Genomic DNA, 17,835 nt, shown 5'->3' with positions numbered 1-17,835 from the left:
AAAGAAAAGGCAGCTAAGCGCTACCTTTTCTTCATCATTTTAAGGCGTTTAAGAAGCTTCTTGCGTGCAGCTAATAGTTTCTTCTTCCTTCTCTCACTGGGTTTCTCATACCTTTCTCTCTTCTTAATCTCAGAGAGAATCCCAGCCCTTTCACACTGCTTCTTAAATCTTTTGAGAGCTTCTTCAAAACTCTCATTCTCACCGACGATAACGCCTGGCAATAAAATCACCCCGCTTTCAATAATTTTTATTTCAGCTTTTAATTCTATTAAAAAAAATTTACTGGGTCAACATCAAAATGGATGCCATCTTTAAAACCAATAATCTCCCTTAGAATGGATATATCCTTAAGAGCAGAGAAACTCTTTATCAACAGATGATACCTGTATCTGTTTCTCAACTTAAATATAGGACACCTTGTTGGGCCAACAACATTGAGCTTTCCTTCTATCTTTGACTTTACATCGCAGATTAGCTCATAAGCAGCATCCTTTTTTCTCTTCTCTGCAATAATTCTTATAATCCTGCTAAAAGGCGGATAAAGAAACGCTTTTCTTGTTGCAATCTCACTCTTCAAAAAAGATTCAAAATCGTGGTTTCTTATATACTCTTCAAAAGGCGGACTATCCGATACTGTTTGAATTATAACCTGTCCTGCTTCTCTCCTTCCGCTTCTACCAGCCGTTTGAATAATAAGCGATAAAGCTCTTTCTGTTGCCCTAAAATCCGGCATAACAAACAAAGACTCAAGCTCTGCTACAACAACAAGACCTATTTTAGATATATCATGACCTTTTGATAGCATCTGAGTTCCAACGAGTATATCTATCCTGCCTTCCCTTAAAGCTGTTATAATCCTTTCAAATTCACCTTTTTTGGAAGTTGAATCCCTATCGAAACGCTCTATTGTTTTGTCTGGAAAAATGGATTTTAAAGCTTCAACAACCTTCTCAGAACCGACACCACGAATAGATAGGTTGGCTGAGCCGCATTTAGGACAAACAGAAGGAATATCAAACCTTGCTTCACACCAGTGGCATCTTAGAGAATTATCTTCTTTGTGGTATGTCAAAGAGACGCTGCAGTTCGGACACAAAAAAACATAACCACAATCTTCACAAACCATATATTCGGCAAAGCCCCTTCTGTTGACTAAAACGGCAACGGTTTTGTTCTCTTTTAGCGTCTCTTTTATAGCTTCAATTGTGTAATCACTAAACATCTCTTTATCTTCCAACTTAACAAATTCAACCTTCGGCAATTCCAACTCCATCACCCGTTTTGTAAGCCTAAATAACCTAAATTTTCCTTCTTCTGCCTTATAGAAACTCTCAACCGAAGGCGTTGCTGAACTCAACACAACAGGAATATTAAGCTTTTTTGCCCTGTATATGGCAATATCCTTAGCGTTATATGTTGGCTCACTCTCCTGTTTATACGACTCGTCATTCTCTTCATCAACAACAACTATCCCGACATCGGAAAAATTAACAAATACGGCAGACCTTGTGCCTATAAGAATCCTTTTTCTTGAATTATTAAACTCTATCCAGTTTAAAAATCGCTGCCTTGGTGTCAATCTTGAATGAATAACACTTATTAAGCTTTCATCGAATCTCTCTTTAAAAATCTCAATATACTGCGGTGTTAAAGCTATCTCAGGCACAAGAACTATAGCCTTTTTGCCACTTTCTAAAACCTTATCAATAAGCCTTAAATAAACTTCTGTCTTACCAGAACCAGTAACACCAAAAATTAGATTAACACTGAAACTGTTAAGACTTATACTTTCAACAATCTTTTTCTGCTCTTCTGTAAGTTCAAAAGCAGAAGGGTTTATACTAACTTCAACACTCTCTTTTTTAAGCTCAATATCTTCAAATGTCGAAAAAATCCTTTTCGGAAGCGAACTTCTAAGAAGCAAACCTTCATAGCTTAAATAGTAAAATGAGAAAAACTTAAGCGTCTCAATGAATTCTTCGTTCAAAATCGCCCTATCATCGAGCAGACTAAGAATCTCTTTTGTCTCATATTCGGGTTTTTGGCTCTCCTTCCATACGATACCGATACGCTTCTTTGATTTAAAATCAACAACAACCCTTCTGCCGAGCTCTATCTCTTGTTTAGACTCATATACAAATCCACCATTTATAGCCAAAGGAAAAAGGACATAATAGTAAAACATCTACAGCATCTTCAATCTGCAAACCGTGCAAAGTTCACCAAATGTAGGATAACCGCAATTTTTACAGAAATTCACCACTTTTTCTCTCTTCTCTTCCAAAATCGGCAACATATTTTTAAAAAAACTCTGATAAAAGTCTATCTTTGTTCCTGGCGACTCATACTCTATGGCATTAAGATGCCTTTTATACTGGCTAAATGTTGCACCCTTGCTAAACGGACAACTCATCTCAAGATAATCTATCTTTCTAAAAAAAGCATAAACGGCAGTTTCAAACTCTGTCAATCTCCACATTGGCTTTGCCTTCCTCAATAGACCATTCTCACTTGGAAGTAAGGGTTTTTGGTCTTGCAGATACTCAATCTTCCAATGCAGCGTATTTGAAAAGAGCCTGCTTGTCTCATCGTCTAAATTGTGGCCTGTTATCAAAACATCAAACCCACCATCTAAACCAACTTTATTAAAATAATAACGCTTAATCTGACCACATATAGCACAAGGCACCTTTCTTGTCTTTTTGACAACTTCGGGTATCGGTATCCCTTCCTTTTTCAAATCGACAATATTGAGCTTTACACCCTTCGAGCTGGCAAATGCTTTAACCTTTTCTTCAGCTGCATCGCTAAATTTATCAATACCCAAGTTTATAAACAGGCCTTCAACATTATAACCAAGCTCAATTAAAGCATCCCAAAGTGCCATCGAATCCTTGCCACCCGATACAGCAACAAGAAGCCTATCCTTCTTTGAGAACATCTTAAACTGCTTTATGCCCTTTGTAATCTGCCTGTAAAAAAACTCAAGAAAACAGTCTCTGCAGAATGCTGCGTTATGACTCTTCAGTTCGACTTCGGCTTCTTTTTTACACCTTGTGCACTTCATCCCTTAGAATAGACCACCTTAATCGTTATCTTTTTATCTTCCCTTAACACCACATCTCGGGTAAGCAGTTTATCGTTATCTATAACAAGCACTTCCATCGGTAAAAAACCCAACTTCTTCAAAATCTTGCCAACAGAGATAGGTGTATCAAACTTAAATACTTTACCTTCAACGCTCACTTCAACCATAGCAGCAATAATTTTTCAAAAGCTTCCTGTAAAGTCAAATAGTTTTTGCTTGAATGTAAAAAATTAATATAATGTAAAAGATGTGTTCGTTTGTTGAAGTATTACTACTTCTTTCAATCATACTGGTTTTGGTTGAGTTTATACTAACAACCGGCGGTATATCGGCATTTGCCGGCCTTGTCTCTTTCTTCATGGCTTTGGCTTTAATATTTATTATGAAGCTCAACATACCGCCACTATTTTTGAAAATCACAATCCCAACATTCATTGTTCTTTTTATCCTAAGCATAGTCGTCATAATTCTTGCATACAAAGCCCACAAACAAAAACCCATCATATCAGACAAACCAATGGTTGATAAGATAGGCATCTGCACAAAGACAATAAAACCCAACAGATACGGCCAGGTTGAGATAGACGGTGAGATATGGGAAGCAACTTCAGATGAAGAGATAAAAAAGGGCGAAAGAATAAGGGTAATCGAACAGAACTCTTTAAAATTAACAGTAAAGAAAGGAGAATAAAAGATGTTTACATTTGTAATCGTCGCGATAGTGCTCGTCATTTTTTTGACATCAATAAGAATAGTAAAGGAGTATGAGAGAGCCGTAATATTCAGACTCGGCCGCGTCATAGGAGCAAAAGGGCCTGGCATATTCTTCTTATGGCCTATCATCGACACGATGATAAAGGTTAACCTAAGACTTATAACTGTCGAGATACAACCACAGGATGTAATAACAAAGGATAATGTAACGATAAAAATCAGTGCAGTTGTATATTTTAAGGTTATAGACCCGGTAAAAAGCGTCATTCAGGTAAATAACTATTTCTATGCAATCGAACAGCTCGCCCAAACGACACTCAGAAGCGTATGCGGTCAGATGGAACTTGACAGGCTTCTATCCGAAAGGGAGCATGTAAATGCAGAGATACAGTCAATCTTGGATAAACACTCAGACAGCTGGGGCGTCAAAGTCACACTCGTTGAGCTAAAGCAGATAGACTTACCACAGGATATGCAGCGTGCAATGGCAAGACAGGCAGAAGCAGAAAGAGATAGGAGAGCAAAAATAATCAGTGCAGAAGGTGAGTATCAGGCAGCACAAAAACTAAAAGAAGCAGCCCAAATTATCTCAGAATACCCACAAGCCCTGCAGCTTAGATATTTACAAACCCTAAATGAGATATCAGCCAAAAACAACACAACGACAATTCTACCTATACCTTTAGACCTGCTAAGAAGCATATCTCAGAAAGAGTAAATTTTACTTAACTTTTTAAAAAATTTTTATATAATCTGGCTATGGAAAACATAAGGGAAGACCCTTACATAGAGCAGCTGTATCTTACAGCTTCTAAACTCAACAGCAAAATATACTTAGTTGGCGGTGCAATAAGGGACATATTTTTAAACAGACAGGCAAACGATTACGATTTTGTCATTTTTGGGGATTTAAAAAGATTAGCCAAAGAAGTCTCATCTCGATTCTTGTGCAAATACATTCTGTATGAGAAAAAACTCAAAACTTACAGGGTTTTTTGCAGAGCAAAAACGATAGACCTATCCGAACCAAGAGCCCAAACCATAGAAGAAGACCTAAAAAAGAGAGACTTCACAATAAACTCAATGGCTGTCGATTTAGATTCTTTAAAACTGATAGACCCATTAAACGGCCGAAAGGATTTAAAAAAGGGCATAATCCGAATAAATACAGACAGAGCCATAGATGACGACCCTTTAAGGATACTGCGCGGATTTAGACTTGCAGCAACATTCAGATTTGACATAGAAGCAGAGACAATTACTCTCTTTAGAGATAAAGTTAAGCTCCTTAAAAAAATATCTCCAGAAAGAATAACCGAAGAGCTAAAGCTATTCTTCCTTTTGAATGAAACATTTACCTATCTTTTGATTATGGATAGGGTCGGCGTGATAGATACACTGTTTGACGACCTTGTTCTTACAAATGCGTGTATCCAAAGTTCAAGGCATCTATACGATGTAAAAACACACTCATTAAGTGTCTATAACTATATAGAATGGGCTTTAAATAGACTCGAAAGGGTGCTTGGCAAAGCTTTCAAAAAGTATCTTATACATTACACAATGGAAAAAGATATTCTGCTTGTTGCCTTTAAGCTTGCAGCCCTGTTCCACGATGCTGGAAAACCATTCTGTAAAATTGTTGTTGACGGTGATGCAAAATTCCCGATGCACGAGATAGAGAGCGCCAAGCTCTTCGAAAAATACGCAGAGATATACCCATTCGGAAAGAAAATAGCAAAATTGACAAAGTTCTTTATAGAAAAACACATAGAACCGGCAAACCTATACAAAGCATGGAGTTTAAACGAGTTGGAAGAACTAAACAAAGCAGATTTCTTCGTTAATTACGGTGAAAATGGTATAGACTTGCTCATATTCGCACTTGCAGATACACTTGCAAAAGGCAAAATAAGCGCGTCAAAAAGGGAAGTTTATATAATGTTCTTACAAGAGATGGCAAACTATTATTATTCCATAGAGAAAAAACTAAAAGAGAAACCCATCCTATCAGCCGAAGAGATACTAAACCTATACCCAACACTCGATAAGAAAAAACTCAAACCCATCCTAACAAACATCAAAAAACTACAAATAGCAAACGCCCTAAAAAGCAAAGAAGAAGCGATATCCATAGTAAAGAAGATGATTTAGCCTGCCTTTTTAGGAACGGGTTTTGCTAAAACTCATACAGAATGACTATGGAGGGCAAAAGATGAAAAAATGGCTCATTCCTACTTTGGCTTTGGTTTTAACATACGGATGCACGACATCAAGCGTTGAAAGAAGATATGCAATGATGCCAGAGTATGTAAAAGAGCAACCAGCAGTATATCAGCAGCCTGTTCATCATGAAGGCTCTTTGTGGAACAACACTTCAGACAATCTCTTTTCAGACATAAAGGCAAGACATGTTGGAGACATCTTGACTATAGTTGTTAGCGAAGAAGCAGCAAGTGCATATAGCTCTGATGTAAAAACTTCAAGAGAGTCATCAGCTTCAAGCGGTTTAAACAACATTCTTGGATTCCAGACAAAAATTCTGCCAAGACTTCACCTAACAACGGGCGAAGGTGGACTTTGGGATACATCATCTTCAAGCAGCTATGCAGGAAGTGGTGAAAACAAAGTAAACAATAAACTTACAGCAACAATAACAGCAAGGGTTATCAAAGTTCTTCCTAACCACAAACTCTTCATAAGAGGAGAAAAACAAATTTACACAAATGGTGAAGAGAATACGCTTATTATAACAGGTATTGTTGATGAGTATCAGATATCATCAGACAACACAATAGACTCCCAATACATATCTGATGCCAAAATATTCTACAACGGCAAAGGCATAGTAAGTTCAACAAGAAACGAAGGGTGGCTTGCAAAACTGTGGCAGCTTATAAGACCATTCTAAGGGAGAGAGAAAAGATGCTAAAGAAAACAGTTTTAACAATTCTTATGGTTGCGATACTAATGCCATCTGCATTAGCATTTGAAGTAAAGATAAGGGATTTAACCGATGTTGTCGGTGTGAGATACAATCAACTTGTTGGTTATGGACTTGTTGTTGGATTGGCAGGAACAGGAGACAGCTCAAGCGCATCATTTACCATTCAATCAATAGTAAATGCCCTAAAAAGATTCGGCATAACCCTACCGGCAAGTGCAACCCAAAATCTTCAGGTAAAAAACATAGCAGCCGTTATGGTTACAGCAAACCTACCACCATTCGCAAAACAGGGAGATACGATTGATGTTACGGTATCTTCTATAGGTGATGCAAAAAGCCTTCAGGGTGGAACACTTATAATGACACCACTTTTAGGCCCTGATGGCAAAGTATATGCAGTTGCTCAAGGACCCATATCCATAGGTGGATATAATGCAAGTGGTGGTGGAACAAAAGTAAGAAAAAACCACCCAACAGTTGGCAGAATTCCAAATGGAGCAATAGTTGAAAATCAAGTAAATGTTGACATAAACTCAAAGGATAGCTTCGTTCTTGCTTTAAAAAGTCCAAGCTTCATAATGGCAGAAAGAATTGCAAAGACGATAAACAGTTTCTATAGAAAGCAGATTGCATTTCCTATGGATGGTGGAAGCGTAAAAGTCATCGTTCCACCACTATACAAGGGCAATGTGGTTGAGCTAATCTCTCAGATAGACCAGCTCTCTGTAAACAAAGAGTCTGTGCCTGTAGTCGTTCTGGATGAAAAGACTGGAACGGTTGTCGTGGGTGGTGATGTAACAATAGAACCCATCAGCATCTCTCATGGAAATCTAACCGTAACAATAACAAGCACAAAAGAAGTATCCCAGCCAAACCCATTAGCAAAAGGTAAGACAACAACAATAACAAACAAAAAGATAACGGTAAGTGAAGGCAAAGGCAAGTTCATAACATTCCCGAAAGGAGCAACAGTGGCAGAGCTTATTCAGGCTCTAAACAAAGCTGGTGCAACACCAAGAGACATGATGGCAATCTTTCAGGCAATAAAAGCAGCAGGTGCATTAAACGCAAAGCTGGAGATGATGTGATGATAGCACTAAAAACAGATATGTTTATGCCAATAAAGAACAAGATAGAAGATGTCGAAAATCTCTATAGGCTTAAGAAAGCATGCAGGTCGTTCGAAGCTTTATTTATATCTCAATTACTTACCGAAATGGAAAAAACTGTGCCACAAGACCCAATCGTAAAAAACAATGCAGCAAACTCTATGTATAAATTCATGTATATAAATGCCTTAAGTCAAAAGATTTCAGAGACTTCACCGTTTTCAATAGCAACAACACTTTTTGACTCTTTGAAAGAGTATTTGACATATAAAACCCAGATTCCCAAGAAATTCAATAAAGAACCTATAAAATTAGACAACCAGATAAAATTTAAACCAATAAAGAGCGAAAAGTTTAAGCCACTCAAAGAGAAAACAGAAAAAATGGAACTAATAAAAAAGGCCGTAGATGAAGCATCAAAAAGATACCATATACCCAAAAAGTTGATATTCAGCATTATAAAAGCCGAATCATCGTTCAATCCAAAGGCAATATCAAAGGCAGGAGCAGTTGGCTTAATGCAGCTTATGCCACAGACGGCTTTAGAGATGGGTGTGAAAAATATCTGGGATATAAGAGAAAACATACTGGGCGGTGCAAAATACCTATCAAAACTCATAAACGAGTTTAAGGATTATAAAAAAGCTATAGCAGCCTACAATGCAGGACCTGGCAATGTTAAAAAATACAATGGTATTCCCCCGTTTAGGGAGACTCAAAATTATGTTAAAAAAGTTCTTGCTTACCTTAACTCAAAATACTAAAGTTTTAAGCGTTTTAGCCGATTAAGGTAAGTAAGAAGAAGTAGGGAGGTGTCGCAATGAAAATAGATGCATACCTAAGCGGGGTCTTAGACAAATACATCAAACAGTCAAAAACCGAGCAAGCAAAAAAGGTTGACATAAAGACAGAAGAGAGAAACGAACAGCAAGCTCAAACAGGTGAACTCGACAAGGTTGAGATATCTCCACAGGCAAAGCTATTGGCAGAGCTTCAAGATGATTCATCTTCCAAAGCAGAAAAGATAGCAAGAATTAAAGCTCAAATAGAAAACGGCACATACAAGCCAAACATCGATGAGATAGCAAAGTCAATCTTAAAGGAGTGGAAAGGTGAATGATGCTGTTTTATGCCAATTAAAAGAGATACTTTCAAACCTTATTAAAGGCTACGAGAAGATGATAGAGATTGCAGAAAAAGAGAGAAAACACCTTATAGAAGTTGACAGCGACAAAATGGTTGAAGTAATTCAAGAAAAAGAGAAACTCATCAACGAACTTATAAAAAGCGAAGAGAAGTTAAAGCAACTACTCGACATATACAATGTTGACAGCATAAATGAGTTTCTATTTTTTGCTTCAGAAAACAACTTTGTTGACGATTTAAGGGTTTTAAATGGCAAGCTTAAGGAAAAGATAAAAGAGTTTAAGATAAAAGAAGAAGTCAACAGAATGATAGCAACGGAACATCTAAGATTCTTCAGTGGACTTTTAAATGTTTATGCAAACCTTTTAACGGGTGAAAATTACGATAAAAACGCAACAAGAAATATAAAAACAAACATTATGAGCGTAAGGGTTTAAGATGCCTACGATTTTTGATGCTTTAAACATTGGCGTAAGCGGACTATATGTCAGCAAAGCAGCAGTAAATGTAATAGGCAACAATGTCGCAAATGTAAACACACCCGGATACAGCAGAGAGAGGGTCGATATTCTCCCATCTATGCCATTGGTTTCATATGCAGGTGTATTTGGAACTGGTGCTGAAGTTAGTCAAGTCATAAGCCTAAGAAACGATTTAATAGACAAAAGAGTTAGAACAGCCGATCAAGAGATGAACTATTATGACAAACTAAATTCAACTTTGGACGAAGTGCAAAGTATCTTTAACGAAGAAAATGGCGTAGGATTAAAGGGTGCAATGGAACAGTTTTTTAACGCATGGCATGCTTTAAGTCTAAATCCAGATTTAGAAACCGCAAGACAGCAGGTTATAGAGAAAGGTTTAACACTATCAAAGGCATTAAAAGATGCAGATTTCTCTCTAAATCAGATAAGAAACAACTTAGATGACCAGGTTCAATCAACAGTTACAGAGATAAACTCACTATCGAAGAGGATAGCCCAATTAAATTATGAGATTAAAAAGGCAGAGCTTGGAGACAAAGACCACGCAAACACATTAAGAGACGAAAGAAGTGTTTTGTTAGAAAAACTTTCAAATCTTGCAAATGTTACAATTTTGGATAATCCATCTCCTGATGACAACACAAAGCCAGAAATGACCATTTTACTTGGTGGAATGCCAATTGTATCAGGCAAAGACTACAATGAAATCAGTGCAGAAAAGCTAAACGGAGCTCAATACTACAGAGTGTATTTTGTTGACGCTTCTGGCTCAAAAACCGATATAACGAACAGAATAACCAATGGAACATTAGGTGCAACCTTATACTTGAGAGATAAAGTTATTCCAGAGTATCAAGATAAAGTTAACAATATAGCAAAAACACTCATTCAGGAAGTCAACAAAATACACTCACAAGGAGCTGGTCTTACGGCATACTCGCAAGTTGAAGGCATATATACAGCAGACCCATATGCTTCTTTGAATATACCAGAAGCAACAGGACTTGATATGGCGGTAAAAACAGGTTCTTTCAAAATTAAAGTAATAGACTCCCAAGGTAACGATGTAGGAACCTTTACAATACCAGTAAACGCTGATGACCATATAGCACAAAAAGACCCATCCGATACACACTCAATAATAGAAAAATTTAATAAAGTAATGCAAGGATACGCTCAAATGAGTATTTCGCCTGCCGGCAATGTTCAAATAACGGCAGAAAACGGTTACAAATTTGCATTTACATACGATTCATCTAATTTTCTTGCAGCCGTTGGCATAAATACATTTTTTACAGGTCATGGAGCATCCGACATTGGAGTAAATTCCGTATTACAAAATGACCCGAGTAAAATAGCAGCAGGAAAAACACTCGACCCAGGCGACAGCTCAAATGCCGAAGCAATAGCCCAGGTTCAACTTGACAAAGTTATGGTAAACAACACTCAGACAATAGATGAATACTACAATGCATTCTTAGGAACAATAGGTTCAACAAAACAAAGATACGATGAAATATATAAAGCAAAACAAGCTATATATCAGCAACTTAAAACAACCCAGCAATCTCAAGAAGGTGTATCCTTAGACGAAGAAGCAGCCAATTTAATTAAGTTTCAAAGGGCTTATCAGGCAAATGCACGATTCATATCTGTTGTTGACCAGATGACAGAAACATTAATAAACATGGTATAAGGTGAAAGATGAGAATAACAGATAATATTCTGTTTAACAATTTTCTATACAACATCAATAAGATAAATGAGAAAACATACATAAACAACGAGAAGATGGCAAGCGGCAAAAGGCTTCTAAATCTTGATAGCGACCCAATATCCTTATCTAAGGTATTATCATTAAAAGATATAAATCTTAGATTCGAGCAATACACGACCAATATAAATTCTGCCACAGCATACCTAAACGCAGAAGATACAGCCCTTTCAACGGCAGACGACCTTTTGCACAAAGCAGGTTCACTGTTGGTTGACGGTGCAAACAGCATAAACAACGACCTTGCAAGCAGAACAGCTATAGCAGAAAATTTAGACTCAATAAAGGACGAACTTGTAGATGCAGCAAATACTATATTCCAAGGAAAATATCTCTTTTCTGGCACAAAAACAGACACAAAACCAATTCAAAACATACAAAACGAAGCTACCATAGTCAATATAACAAAAGACAACAACATTGAAAACATAAAAGTAGCGGCGGGAGAGAACTTTACCGACATAAATCAACTGGATAGCGGAAACTATCAAGTTTCTATTGAAAATGGAAAGCTAATGGTATGTAAAGGAGATTGCTCAAATCCAGCAAATGTCATACCAATAGATGCAGATTCATCTGATGAATCAGATGTGGGTGGTAATAAAGTATCAAATTTTATCGACTTAAATAACCCCAGAGTAAAAGAGAAAATTCTAAACGGAGAATGGATAGATACAGGTAGAGGTTTAAAAATAAAAATAGAGCTTTCAAATCCAAATACAGCACTAAGTTCCATTAATGCATCACTTACAGTAAACTATAAAGCAGGCGGTATAGATATCTATCAGGGAAATGAAGGCAAAAGAAACATAGAATACTCAGACAAACTAACAAGTCCAATAAACATAACAGCCAAAGATATCTTTAAACCAACAAATCAGACTCTAACGAGCAATAACGAGTTAATAGACGACACGACTGAAGACCCCATTACTGGTAGCTCAAAACTCATAAATATAGACTTACCACCAGATTTAAAAGAAGCTATACAGAAAGCAGCAGATGAAACAGGTTATAAACTAAATGCCAAAGATGTTATAAAAATAACAGGAACAGACCACGATGGTAATTTGGTAAAAGGTTCATACACGGTGTCATCCAATGCTACTATTAACAATCTTCTAAGTTTTATAAAAACGCTTGATTCAACAGAAATTTTGGACACAAACAAAACCTTTAAAACATATACTGATAGCCCTATAACATCATCAACAACAATAGGAGAAATAAACGACCCCAATATACACAACGCCATAGGTTCAACTTTAATAATTAAGGGTTTTAAACACGATGGGACATCTGAAGCAACAAGCATAGCAATTCACTCAACAACAACTATCTCATCTATTGCAAATCTAATTTCATCCACTTTCAATGTAAATACATATACAAATCACGGAAAAATAGAAATAGAAGACAAATTATCAGGAGACAGTAAATTAGAGATATATGCGTACACAAAAAATAGCAACATACCAATTTTTGGAAGTTTCGTAGAAACATCGCACGGAGGAAGCGGAGGATTTAAAGATGTTGAAGCAAAAGTAGAGAATGGAAAAATAGAGCTAATAGACAAAAGACCTTCTAACAGCAAATTCAACATATCCTTCTCAATAGAAGACCCTTCAAAAAACCCAAAACCCAACATTTTCGGGGTATTTAACACAACAACCTTAGGAAAAGGCGTGGATGCGTTTAGAGCGTTAAGAGATGCAAGCTATGATTTAAAAAATCCCTATTCTTTAAGTCAAATATCAAAACCAACCAACTGGAAAGACATATCAACATTTACACCGACATTAAGCGGCAAATATCTTGGAGACAAAGATGATACATGGACGCTCACAGTTGCAAAAGTAGGTAACGACTCCAAATATACTGCTATATCAAAAGAACAAATAGAGAGTATAGCATCAACACTCTCAGACGGAGAATCAAAAACGGTCGGAATATTTCAAATAACAAATAAGGAAGGTAAAACTATAGCTCTTATAGGTTTAAAAGTGAGTAAAAGTTCAACAGGATACTATTCCTATTCTATTCAAACAAAAACCCCTTCTGATCCTGACAAGAAAATAGATTTTTCTGGCATAGAATCTCTTCAACAAATTAATGGAACTGTAATATACTCAACTTCATCTTCCGGATTTTCAACTGCATCGGATGTATCAAAAGCATTAATAAACAATTTAACTAACATAGTTATCCAAACAAAAGACCCTATAACAGACGGTAGTTTTTCAGGCACTGTAAACGGAACACCTGGTGTCAGAATAAACCTTATACCACCATCCAACAATGACATACCTGCAAGACTACAAAAAGGTGACAGTTTTTCATTTAATCTTTCAAACGCTATTCAGCAATCACTGGGCAAAGTAAAGGAAGCCCTTGACCAGGTTTTAGCAAACCGCTCAATCATAGGTGCAAGGACAAACAGATTCCAGCTTGCAAAAGAGAGAATAAGCTATATAAAGCTCTCGAACGACAAGACAATCTCAGAGCTTGAAGATGCAAACATAGCCGATGTATTCTCAGAGTTCAAACGTAATCAGATAGTAATGCAGGCAACATTGGAAGTTGGCGCAAAACTGACAAGTCAAAATCTATTCGACTATTTGAGATAAGTTATCCTTGACTTTATCGGCAAATAATCTTACAAAATAGTTATGATTACCTTTAAAGAATTTCAGGACTTCATAAGCCAAACACTGCTTGGCATATCTGTAAAGAATCTTCTAATAGCCCTTCTTGTTCTGTTCGTACTTCTTTTCACAAAAAAGATATTAACAAAAACCATATTAAAAACAGCCAAAGCATTTACAAAGAAGACAAAAACCAAAATAGACGATGAGATTTTAAACATCATAGAGCCGCCACTAAACTCTTTTCTTACCGTTCTCTGCTTCTATGTATCATTTCTTGTCTTGAGTCTGCCTTACGAATACAACATCATAGCATCAAAAATATTCTTCTCGTTTGCCATATTCTTTGCAAGCTGGGCTTTTTACAGGGCAGAAGTAATCTTTTCGCGCAGCATGGAAGCCTTCTTTAAAAAGAAAAATTCGGAGATAGGTTTAAGTTTTGTTCCATTCTTCAATAAATTCATAAAAACAACCATTGTTGTTGTTGGATTTATTTTAATCGTCCAACTGTGGGGATACAACATAGGAGCAATCATAACAGGATTGGGTATTGGTGGTTTGGCTGTTGCTCTGGCTGCCAAAGATACACTTGCAAACATGTTTGGTGGATTAACGATTATTTTAGACAGGCCATTCAAATTGGGCGATTGGGTAAAGATAGGTGATATTGAAGGCATTGTTGAAGATATAGGATTCAGAAGCACACGCATCAGGACATTTGAAAAATCTTTAATAAGCATGCCAAACTCCGTCATTGCAAATACAGCTATTGAAAACTTCTCAAGAAGAGGCATAAGAAGAATCACATACAAAATCGGCATAACATACGATACACCGCCAGATAAAGTAAAAGAAGCCGTTGATAAAATAAGAGAGATGCTCATAAATCATCCAAACATCTCAAAAGAAGCAACTCTGCTTGTCTATTTTACAGAGTTTGCAGACAGCTCTTTAAACATATTCGTTTACTGCTTCACAAACACGGCTGTCTGGGATAGCTACTTAAAGATTAGAGAAGATGTAAACCTAAGAATAATGAAGATAATGGAAGAGCTGGGTATAGAGTTTGCATTCCCGTCAATGTCCGTCTATATAGAAAAGAATGTTAAGCCAAGCTAAAGAGAACATTATAAATGGCACAAAAAACGGATTTAAAGTCTCAATAAAGCTCATAAAGGTTATTATTCCATTCTACATAATCGTTGACCTTGTTGCACACACTCAAGCAGCAAACACCATAGGCAACTTTTTGGCTCCTTTTATGAAACCGTTTGGATTAACAGGCAAAATGGCCGTTGCTCTAATTAGTGGATACCTTGTAAACATATATGCGGCGATAGCTTCTTTAGTTCCGCTGCATCCCAACTGGCAGCAGGTAACCATAATAGGCTTAATGACAGGGATATCACACAACCTTATAATTGAAGGTGCAATCCTGCACAAAACCGGTACAAACGTAGCCTTCACCATAACATTTAGGGTTATCGTATCACTAATAGCAGGATTGCTTCTAAACCTGTTTTTTAAGGCAGTCTATGGATAGTGCTTTAATTCATGCCGTTTTAGGAAGCCTAAAGCTTTCGGTTAAGCTTATTCTTATAATTGTCCCATTGATGATAGCCTACGAGTTTTTAGAAAACAGCAAAACATTTAAAAAAATTCTTGATACTTTGCACATTTTACTTAAACCACTCGGATTTTCAAAAGATGCAAGCGTCTCAATGCTTGTTGGAATATTCTTAGGTATAACTTATGGTTCAGGTATACTGCTTGCACAAAGCGAAAAAAACAGACTCACAAAGCTTGATATACTGCTTACGGCTGTTTATCTCTCAATGTGTCATGCCGTAATCGAAGATACACTTCTATTCGTTGCAATAGGCGGAAACGGCTTTTACATACTCGGAACACGAATAATCATCGCAACTATAATCACTTATCTATTTTTTATATACTTTAAGAACAAGCTTAGATAAAGCCGAGCTTTTTTCTATTCTCTTCAGAAAGCCTATCAGGACTCCACGGCGGGTCGAAGGTTAGCTCAACTTCAATTTCACCAATACCTTCAATCTCTTTCAGCTTATCCTTAACCATTTTCACCATCTTCAAACCGGCCGGACAGTGCGGAGTTGAGAATGTCATCAATATACTAACATTGTTGTTATCGATTTTTACATCGTATATCAAACCCATCTCAACGATATTTATAATCGGTGCGCAAGGTTCATAAATCTCAGAGAGCTTATCCAAAACCGTCTTCTCATCAATCATCTTTTGCACCACTTCTCAGCCTTTTTCAAAGCAACGCTTAGCGATTTAGATTTTGATGAGAGCATATATTTTGCGACTGAGTTTTTCTCATCATAAGCATAGGCAAGCTCAAAATAGTCCTTAGAACCTTTTTTCTCTTTAAACCTTATCAAACCAGCTATAGCATAAACCTTTGCATACTCTTTAAACGACAAGCTCTTCTTCTCAAGCGAAGATACGATAGACCTTGCTTTATAAATCTTACCAGCTTTCAAATAATAAACTGCAAGACAGATTTGAGAGTTTATATCACCTTTTAATGAGTAAAATCTTATTGCTTCTGATACGCTTTTAAACTCTGATTCTTTTACAACAGGCTTGGGTTTGGGTTTTTCTGTCTGCTTATAGATGGGCTTTGTCTTGTGTGTTCTTAAAGCAGAAGGGGCAGGATACTTAACACCCTGCCCACTACAGCTTGCAAGCGCAAAAACAACAAGCAGGATTAGAAAATTATAAAGCATCCTTGAAAATCTTATACATATTCTCAAGTGCCGTTTTAATCCAGTCGTAAGCATCGTTGATGTATTCTTCAAGCACATCTTTCTGTTTTTTCTCTTTGTCATCATAGAAATTAGAGTAAACTACACCACTTGCCAAAGCCAAAGCAAACGCAGGTAAAACCCTAACCTTTTTGGTAAGCAACTTACTTATAAGACCTGTTGCAACAAGAACCCCAGCACCAAGATAAGTTGGTGTTATCTTAGTTTGTTCTTTCAATATATCAACTGGTGCAACATAAAGACCATACTCTGTTAAAGCTTCAGCTCTATCCAACATATCCTGCCACTTTTCCTTGTTGTTCTCTATAAATTCAGGCTTATTTCTTTCTATGTAACCCTTAAGTTCCATAAAAAACATAGATAAAAGATTTTTTCCGATAGCACTCAGGTCATCTCTAACTTTGTCTAAAATTCCTTCGAAATCCCTTGAGAGTCTGACTTCCGCCTTCTTTTTTGAAATCTCATCCATAAGTTTGTCAAGATAAGCTTTTAAAACCTTTTCCATTACAAAACCTCCTCAATTTTCTTTTCTACAACTCTTCCATTGGGTTCCTCTTCTTCAAAAATCTGGCCTGTAAAACTGTAAAATGTGCAGGCATCATCTTCATAGCAGGTGTAATTCAAGCCAGCCTTATGACACACATTGGCAAGGAATGCTTCCTCATCCCAACCCCACTCAACAGGCACCTGTGGAAGAAGCAAACCAGAGTTTGCACCGCAGACAACATACAGGCCGTCTCTTCCAACCTTAATCTGCTCTGCATAAGGTTTTGTTCTGTCGAGCATCTTCATTGGAGAGAGAACAGTCACTTCAACAACAACCTTATCGAGTTCTGGCATCTCAAGTGGCTGAAATCTCGGGTCGCCAAATGCAGCGGATATGGCAGAAGATATTGTTCCCTTTATAACAGGCTCTATCGGTAAAGGATAGCCTATACACCCCCTTAAATTCTTCTCTGGGTATGTGTTTAATGTTACAAAAACCCCTCTTTTTTGATTTAAGATTTCAGGATACTCATCAGGCAGCGGCATTATATCTTTATGCTCAAAGAAATACGCTATAGCTTCCCTTGCAAGCCTAACTAAAAACTCACCTTCCTTTATTGACAAATCCATC

21 protein-coding genes are annotated in these 17,835 nt (G+C 37.0%); 13 read left to right on the top strand and 8 right to left on the bottom strand.

Features of this window, described 5'->3' with window-relative positions; translation table 11 throughout:
• Positions 1–20: 20 nt before the first annotated feature.
• From rpsU to G415_RS0101590, 4 genes are read right to left on the bottom strand one after another with little or no spacing between them, the layout of a single operon-like run.
• Positions 21–221 carry a 30S ribosomal protein S21 gene (gene rpsU / locus G415_RS0101605; RefSeq protein ID WP_022669837.1) on the bottom strand — a complete coding sequence of 67 codons (201 nt, stop codon included), beginning with the start codon at positions 219–221 and terminating at the stop codon, positions 21–23.
• Positions 222–268: 47 nt separating this feature from the next.
• Positions 269–2,185, bottom strand: a complete 1,917-nt coding sequence (priA, locus tag G415_RS09430) for a replication restart helicase PriA (RefSeq protein WP_022669836.1) — start codon at positions 2,183–2,185, stop codon at positions 269–271.
• Positions 2,186–3,067 (bottom strand): PP-loop family protein, encoded by an 882-nt coding sequence (locus G415_RS0101595; protein WP_022669835.1) that lies wholly within the window; start codon positions 3,065–3,067, stop codon positions 2,186–2,188. It lies immediately after the preceding gene.
• On the bottom strand, positions 3,064–3,255 hold the full coding sequence (locus G415_RS0101590) for a hypothetical protein (RefSeq protein ID WP_022669833.1): 192 nt from the start codon (positions 3,253–3,255) through the stop codon (positions 3,064–3,066). Before G415_RS0101590 ends, G415_RS0101595 begins: the two co-directional genes overlap by 4 nt.
• Before the next feature lie 80 nt (positions 3,256–3,335).
• Between G415_RS0101590 and G415_RS10930 the strand changes: the two genes are divergently transcribed.
• The 13 genes from G415_RS10930 to G415_RS0101525 all read left to right on the top strand — a co-directional run bounded on the left by G415_RS10930 (position 3,336) and on the right by G415_RS0101525 (position 15,884).
• A complete protein-coding gene (locus G415_RS10930) occupies positions 3,336–3,779 on the top strand; it encodes an NfeD family protein (RefSeq protein ID WP_081639309.1) in 444 nt (147 codons plus the stop codon).
• Positions 3,780–3,782: 3 nt separating this feature from the next.
• The gene (locus tag G415_RS0101580) at positions 3,783–4,520 is read left to right on the top strand and encodes a slipin family protein (RefSeq protein ID WP_022669830.1); all 738 of its coding nucleotides are present in this window, start codon (positions 3,783–3,785) and stop codon (positions 4,518–4,520) included.
• 41 nt (positions 4,521–4,561) lie between these two features.
• Positions 4,562–5,956, top strand: coding sequence for a tRNA nucleotidyltransferase/poly(A) polymerase-related protein (locus G415_RS0101575; protein WP_022669829.1), 1,395 nt, complete (start codon positions 4,562–4,564; stop codon positions 5,954–5,956).
• Positions 5,957–6,017: 61 nt separating this feature from the next.
• Positions 6,018–6,713: a flagellar basal body L-ring protein FlgH gene (locus tag G415_RS10580; protein WP_022669828.1), complete on the top strand. Its 696-nt coding sequence runs from the start codon at positions 6,018–6,020 to the stop codon at positions 6,711–6,713.
• 14 nt (positions 6,714–6,727) lie between these two features.
• A complete protein-coding gene (locus G415_RS0101565; RefSeq protein ID WP_026939510.1) occupies positions 6,728–7,837 on the top strand; it encodes a flagellar basal body P-ring protein FlgI in 1,110 nt (369 codons plus the stop codon).
• Positions 7,837–8,622 (top strand): transglycosylase SLT domain-containing protein, encoded by a 786-nt coding sequence (locus G415_RS09415; RefSeq protein WP_022669826.1) that lies wholly within the window; start codon positions 7,837–7,839, stop codon positions 8,620–8,622. Before G415_RS0101565 ends, G415_RS09415 begins: the two co-directional genes overlap by 1 nt.
• 56 nt (positions 8,623–8,678) lie before the next feature.
• Positions 8,679–8,978: a flagellar biosynthesis anti-sigma factor FlgM gene (gene flgM / locus G415_RS09410; RefSeq protein WP_022669825.1), complete on the top strand. Its 300-nt coding sequence runs from the start codon at positions 8,679–8,681 to the stop codon at positions 8,976–8,978.
• Positions 8,971–9,441, top strand: coding sequence for a flagellar export chaperone FlgN (gene flgN, locus G415_RS0101550; protein WP_022669824.1), 471 nt, complete (start codon positions 8,971–8,973; stop codon positions 9,439–9,441). Before flgM ends, flgN begins: the two co-directional genes overlap by 8 nt.
• A gap of 1 nt (position 9,442) precedes the next feature.
• The gene (gene flgK, locus G415_RS0101545; RefSeq protein ID WP_022669823.1) at positions 9,443–11,185 is read left to right on the top strand and encodes a flagellar hook-associated protein FlgK; all 1,743 of its coding nucleotides are present in this window, start codon (positions 9,443–9,445) and stop codon (positions 11,183–11,185) included.
• 8 nt (positions 11,186–11,193) lie between these two features.
• The gene (flgL, locus tag G415_RS0101540; protein ID WP_022669822.1) at positions 11,194–13,890 is read left to right on the top strand and encodes a flagellar hook-associated protein FlgL; all 2,697 of its coding nucleotides are present in this window, start codon (positions 11,194–11,196) and stop codon (positions 13,888–13,890) included.
• Positions 13,891–13,932: 42 nt separating this feature from the next.
• Positions 13,933–15,027, top strand: a complete 1,095-nt coding sequence (locus G415_RS0101535) for a mechanosensitive ion channel family protein (RefSeq protein ID WP_022669821.1) — start codon at positions 13,933–13,935, stop codon at positions 15,025–15,027.
• The gene (locus tag G415_RS0101530; protein WP_022669820.1) at positions 15,011–15,451 is read left to right on the top strand and encodes a nucleoside recognition domain-containing protein; all 441 of its coding nucleotides are present in this window, start codon (positions 15,011–15,013) and stop codon (positions 15,449–15,451) included. Before G415_RS0101535 ends, G415_RS0101530 begins: the two co-directional genes overlap by 17 nt.
• Complete coding sequence (locus G415_RS0101525; protein ID WP_022669819.1) at positions 15,444–15,884, top strand: nucleoside recognition domain-containing protein; 441 nt, start codon at positions 15,444–15,446, stop codon at positions 15,882–15,884. The genes G415_RS0101530 and G415_RS0101525 overlap by 8 nt, the downstream gene beginning before the upstream one ends.
• Here G415_RS0101525 and G415_RS0101520 read toward each other — a convergent pair.
• Genes G415_RS0101520 through G415_RS0101505 form a run of 4 tightly spaced genes read right to left on the bottom strand, consistent with a single transcriptional unit; the run spans position 15,877 to position 17,834 of the window.
• Positions 15,877–16,179 carry a metal-sulfur cluster assembly factor gene (locus tag G415_RS0101520; RefSeq protein WP_022669817.1) on the bottom strand — a complete coding sequence of 101 codons (303 nt, stop codon included), beginning with the start codon at positions 16,177–16,179 and terminating at the stop codon, positions 15,877–15,879. The genes G415_RS0101525 and G415_RS0101520 overlap by 8 nt on opposite strands.
• Entirely contained in the window at positions 16,176–16,679 is a 504-nt protein-coding gene (locus G415_RS0101515; RefSeq protein WP_022669816.1) for a hypothetical protein, read from the bottom strand. The genes G415_RS0101520 and G415_RS0101515 overlap by 4 nt, the downstream gene beginning before the upstream one ends.
• On the bottom strand, positions 16,669–17,223 hold the full coding sequence (locus tag G415_RS0101510; protein WP_022669815.1) for a hypothetical protein: 555 nt from the start codon (positions 17,221–17,223) through the stop codon (positions 16,669–16,671). The genes G415_RS0101515 and G415_RS0101510 overlap by 11 nt, the downstream gene beginning before the upstream one ends.
• The gene (locus tag G415_RS0101505; RefSeq protein WP_022669814.1) at positions 17,223–17,834 is read right to left on the bottom strand and encodes a TIGR00296 family protein; all 612 of its coding nucleotides are present in this window, start codon (positions 17,832–17,834) and stop codon (positions 17,223–17,225) included. Before G415_RS0101505 ends, G415_RS0101510 begins: the two co-directional genes overlap by 1 nt.
• Position 17,835 lies beyond the last annotated feature (1 nt).

This window comes from Hippea alviniae EP5-r, from assembly GCF_000420385.1.
In the GTDB taxonomy this organism is placed as follows: Bacteria; Campylobacterota_A; Desulfurellia; order Desulfurellales; family Hippeaceae; genus Hippea; species Hippea alviniae.
This window is presented reverse-complemented; position numbering and strand designations above follow the sequence as displayed.

What these genes read in the sequence shown, in the direction of transcription:
- priA (WP_022669836.1), bottom strand. Translation starts at nt 2,185, where the DNA reads ATGTTTTACTATTATGTCCTTTTTCCTTTGGCTATAAATGGTGGATTT.
- G415_RS0101595 (WP_022669835.1), bottom strand. Translation starts at nt 3,067, where the DNA reads ATGAAGTGCACAAGGTGTAAAAAAGAAGCCGAAGTCGAACTGAAGAGT.
- G415_RS0101590 (WP_022669833.1), bottom strand. Translation starts at nt 3,255, where the DNA reads ATGGTTGAAGTGAGCGTTGAAGGTAAAGTATTTAAGTTTGATACACCT.
- G415_RS10930 (WP_081639309.1), top strand. Translation starts at nt 3,336, where the DNA reads ATGTGTTCGTTTGTTGAAGTATTACTACTTCTTTCAATCATACTGGTT.
- G415_RS0101580 (WP_022669830.1), top strand. Translation starts at nt 3,783, where the DNA reads ATGTTTACATTTGTAATCGTCGCGATAGTGCTCGTCATTTTTTTGACA.
- G415_RS0101575 (WP_022669829.1), top strand. Translation starts at nt 4,562, where the DNA reads ATGGAAAACATAAGGGAAGACCCTTACATAGAGCAGCTGTATCTTACA.
- G415_RS10580 (WP_022669828.1), top strand. Translation starts at nt 6,018, where the DNA reads ATGAAAAAATGGCTCATTCCTACTTTGGCTTTGGTTTTAACATACGGA.
- G415_RS0101565 (WP_026939510.1), top strand. Translation starts at nt 6,728, where the DNA reads ATGCTAAAGAAAACAGTTTTAACAATTCTTATGGTTGCGATACTAATG.
- G415_RS09415 (WP_022669826.1), top strand. Translation starts at nt 7,837, where the DNA reads ATGATAGCACTAAAAACAGATATGTTTATGCCAATAAAGAACAAGATA.
- flgM (WP_022669825.1), top strand. Translation starts at nt 8,679, where the DNA reads ATGAAAATAGATGCATACCTAAGCGGGGTCTTAGACAAATACATCAAA.
- flgK (WP_022669823.1), top strand. Translation starts at nt 9,443, where the DNA reads ATGCCTACGATTTTTGATGCTTTAAACATTGGCGTAAGCGGACTATAT.
- flgL (WP_022669822.1), top strand. Translation starts at nt 11,194, where the DNA reads ATGAGAATAACAGATAATATTCTGTTTAACAATTTTCTATACAACATC.
- G415_RS0101535 (WP_022669821.1), top strand. Translation starts at nt 13,933, where the DNA reads ATGATTACCTTTAAAGAATTTCAGGACTTCATAAGCCAAACACTGCTT.
- G415_RS0101530 (WP_022669820.1), top strand. Translation starts at nt 15,011, where the DNA reads ATGTTAAGCCAAGCTAAAGAGAACATTATAAATGGCACAAAAAACGGA.
- G415_RS0101525 (WP_022669819.1), top strand. Translation starts at nt 15,444, where the DNA reads ATGGATAGTGCTTTAATTCATGCCGTTTTAGGAAGCCTAAAGCTTTCG.
- G415_RS0101520 (WP_022669817.1), bottom strand. Translation starts at nt 16,179, where the DNA reads ATGATTGATGAGAAGACGGTTTTGGATAAGCTCTCTGAGATTTATGAA.
- G415_RS0101515 (WP_022669816.1), bottom strand. Translation starts at nt 16,679, where the DNA reads ATGCTTTATAATTTTCTAATCCTGCTTGTTGTTTTTGCGCTTGCAAGC.
- G415_RS0101510 (WP_022669815.1), bottom strand. Translation starts at nt 17,223, where the DNA reads ATGGAAAAGGTTTTAAAAGCTTATCTTGACAAACTTATGGATGAGATT.
- G415_RS0101505 (WP_022669814.1), bottom strand. Translation starts at nt 17,834, where the DNA reads ATGGATTTGTCAATAAAGGAAGGTGAGTTTTTAGTTAGGCTTGCAAGG.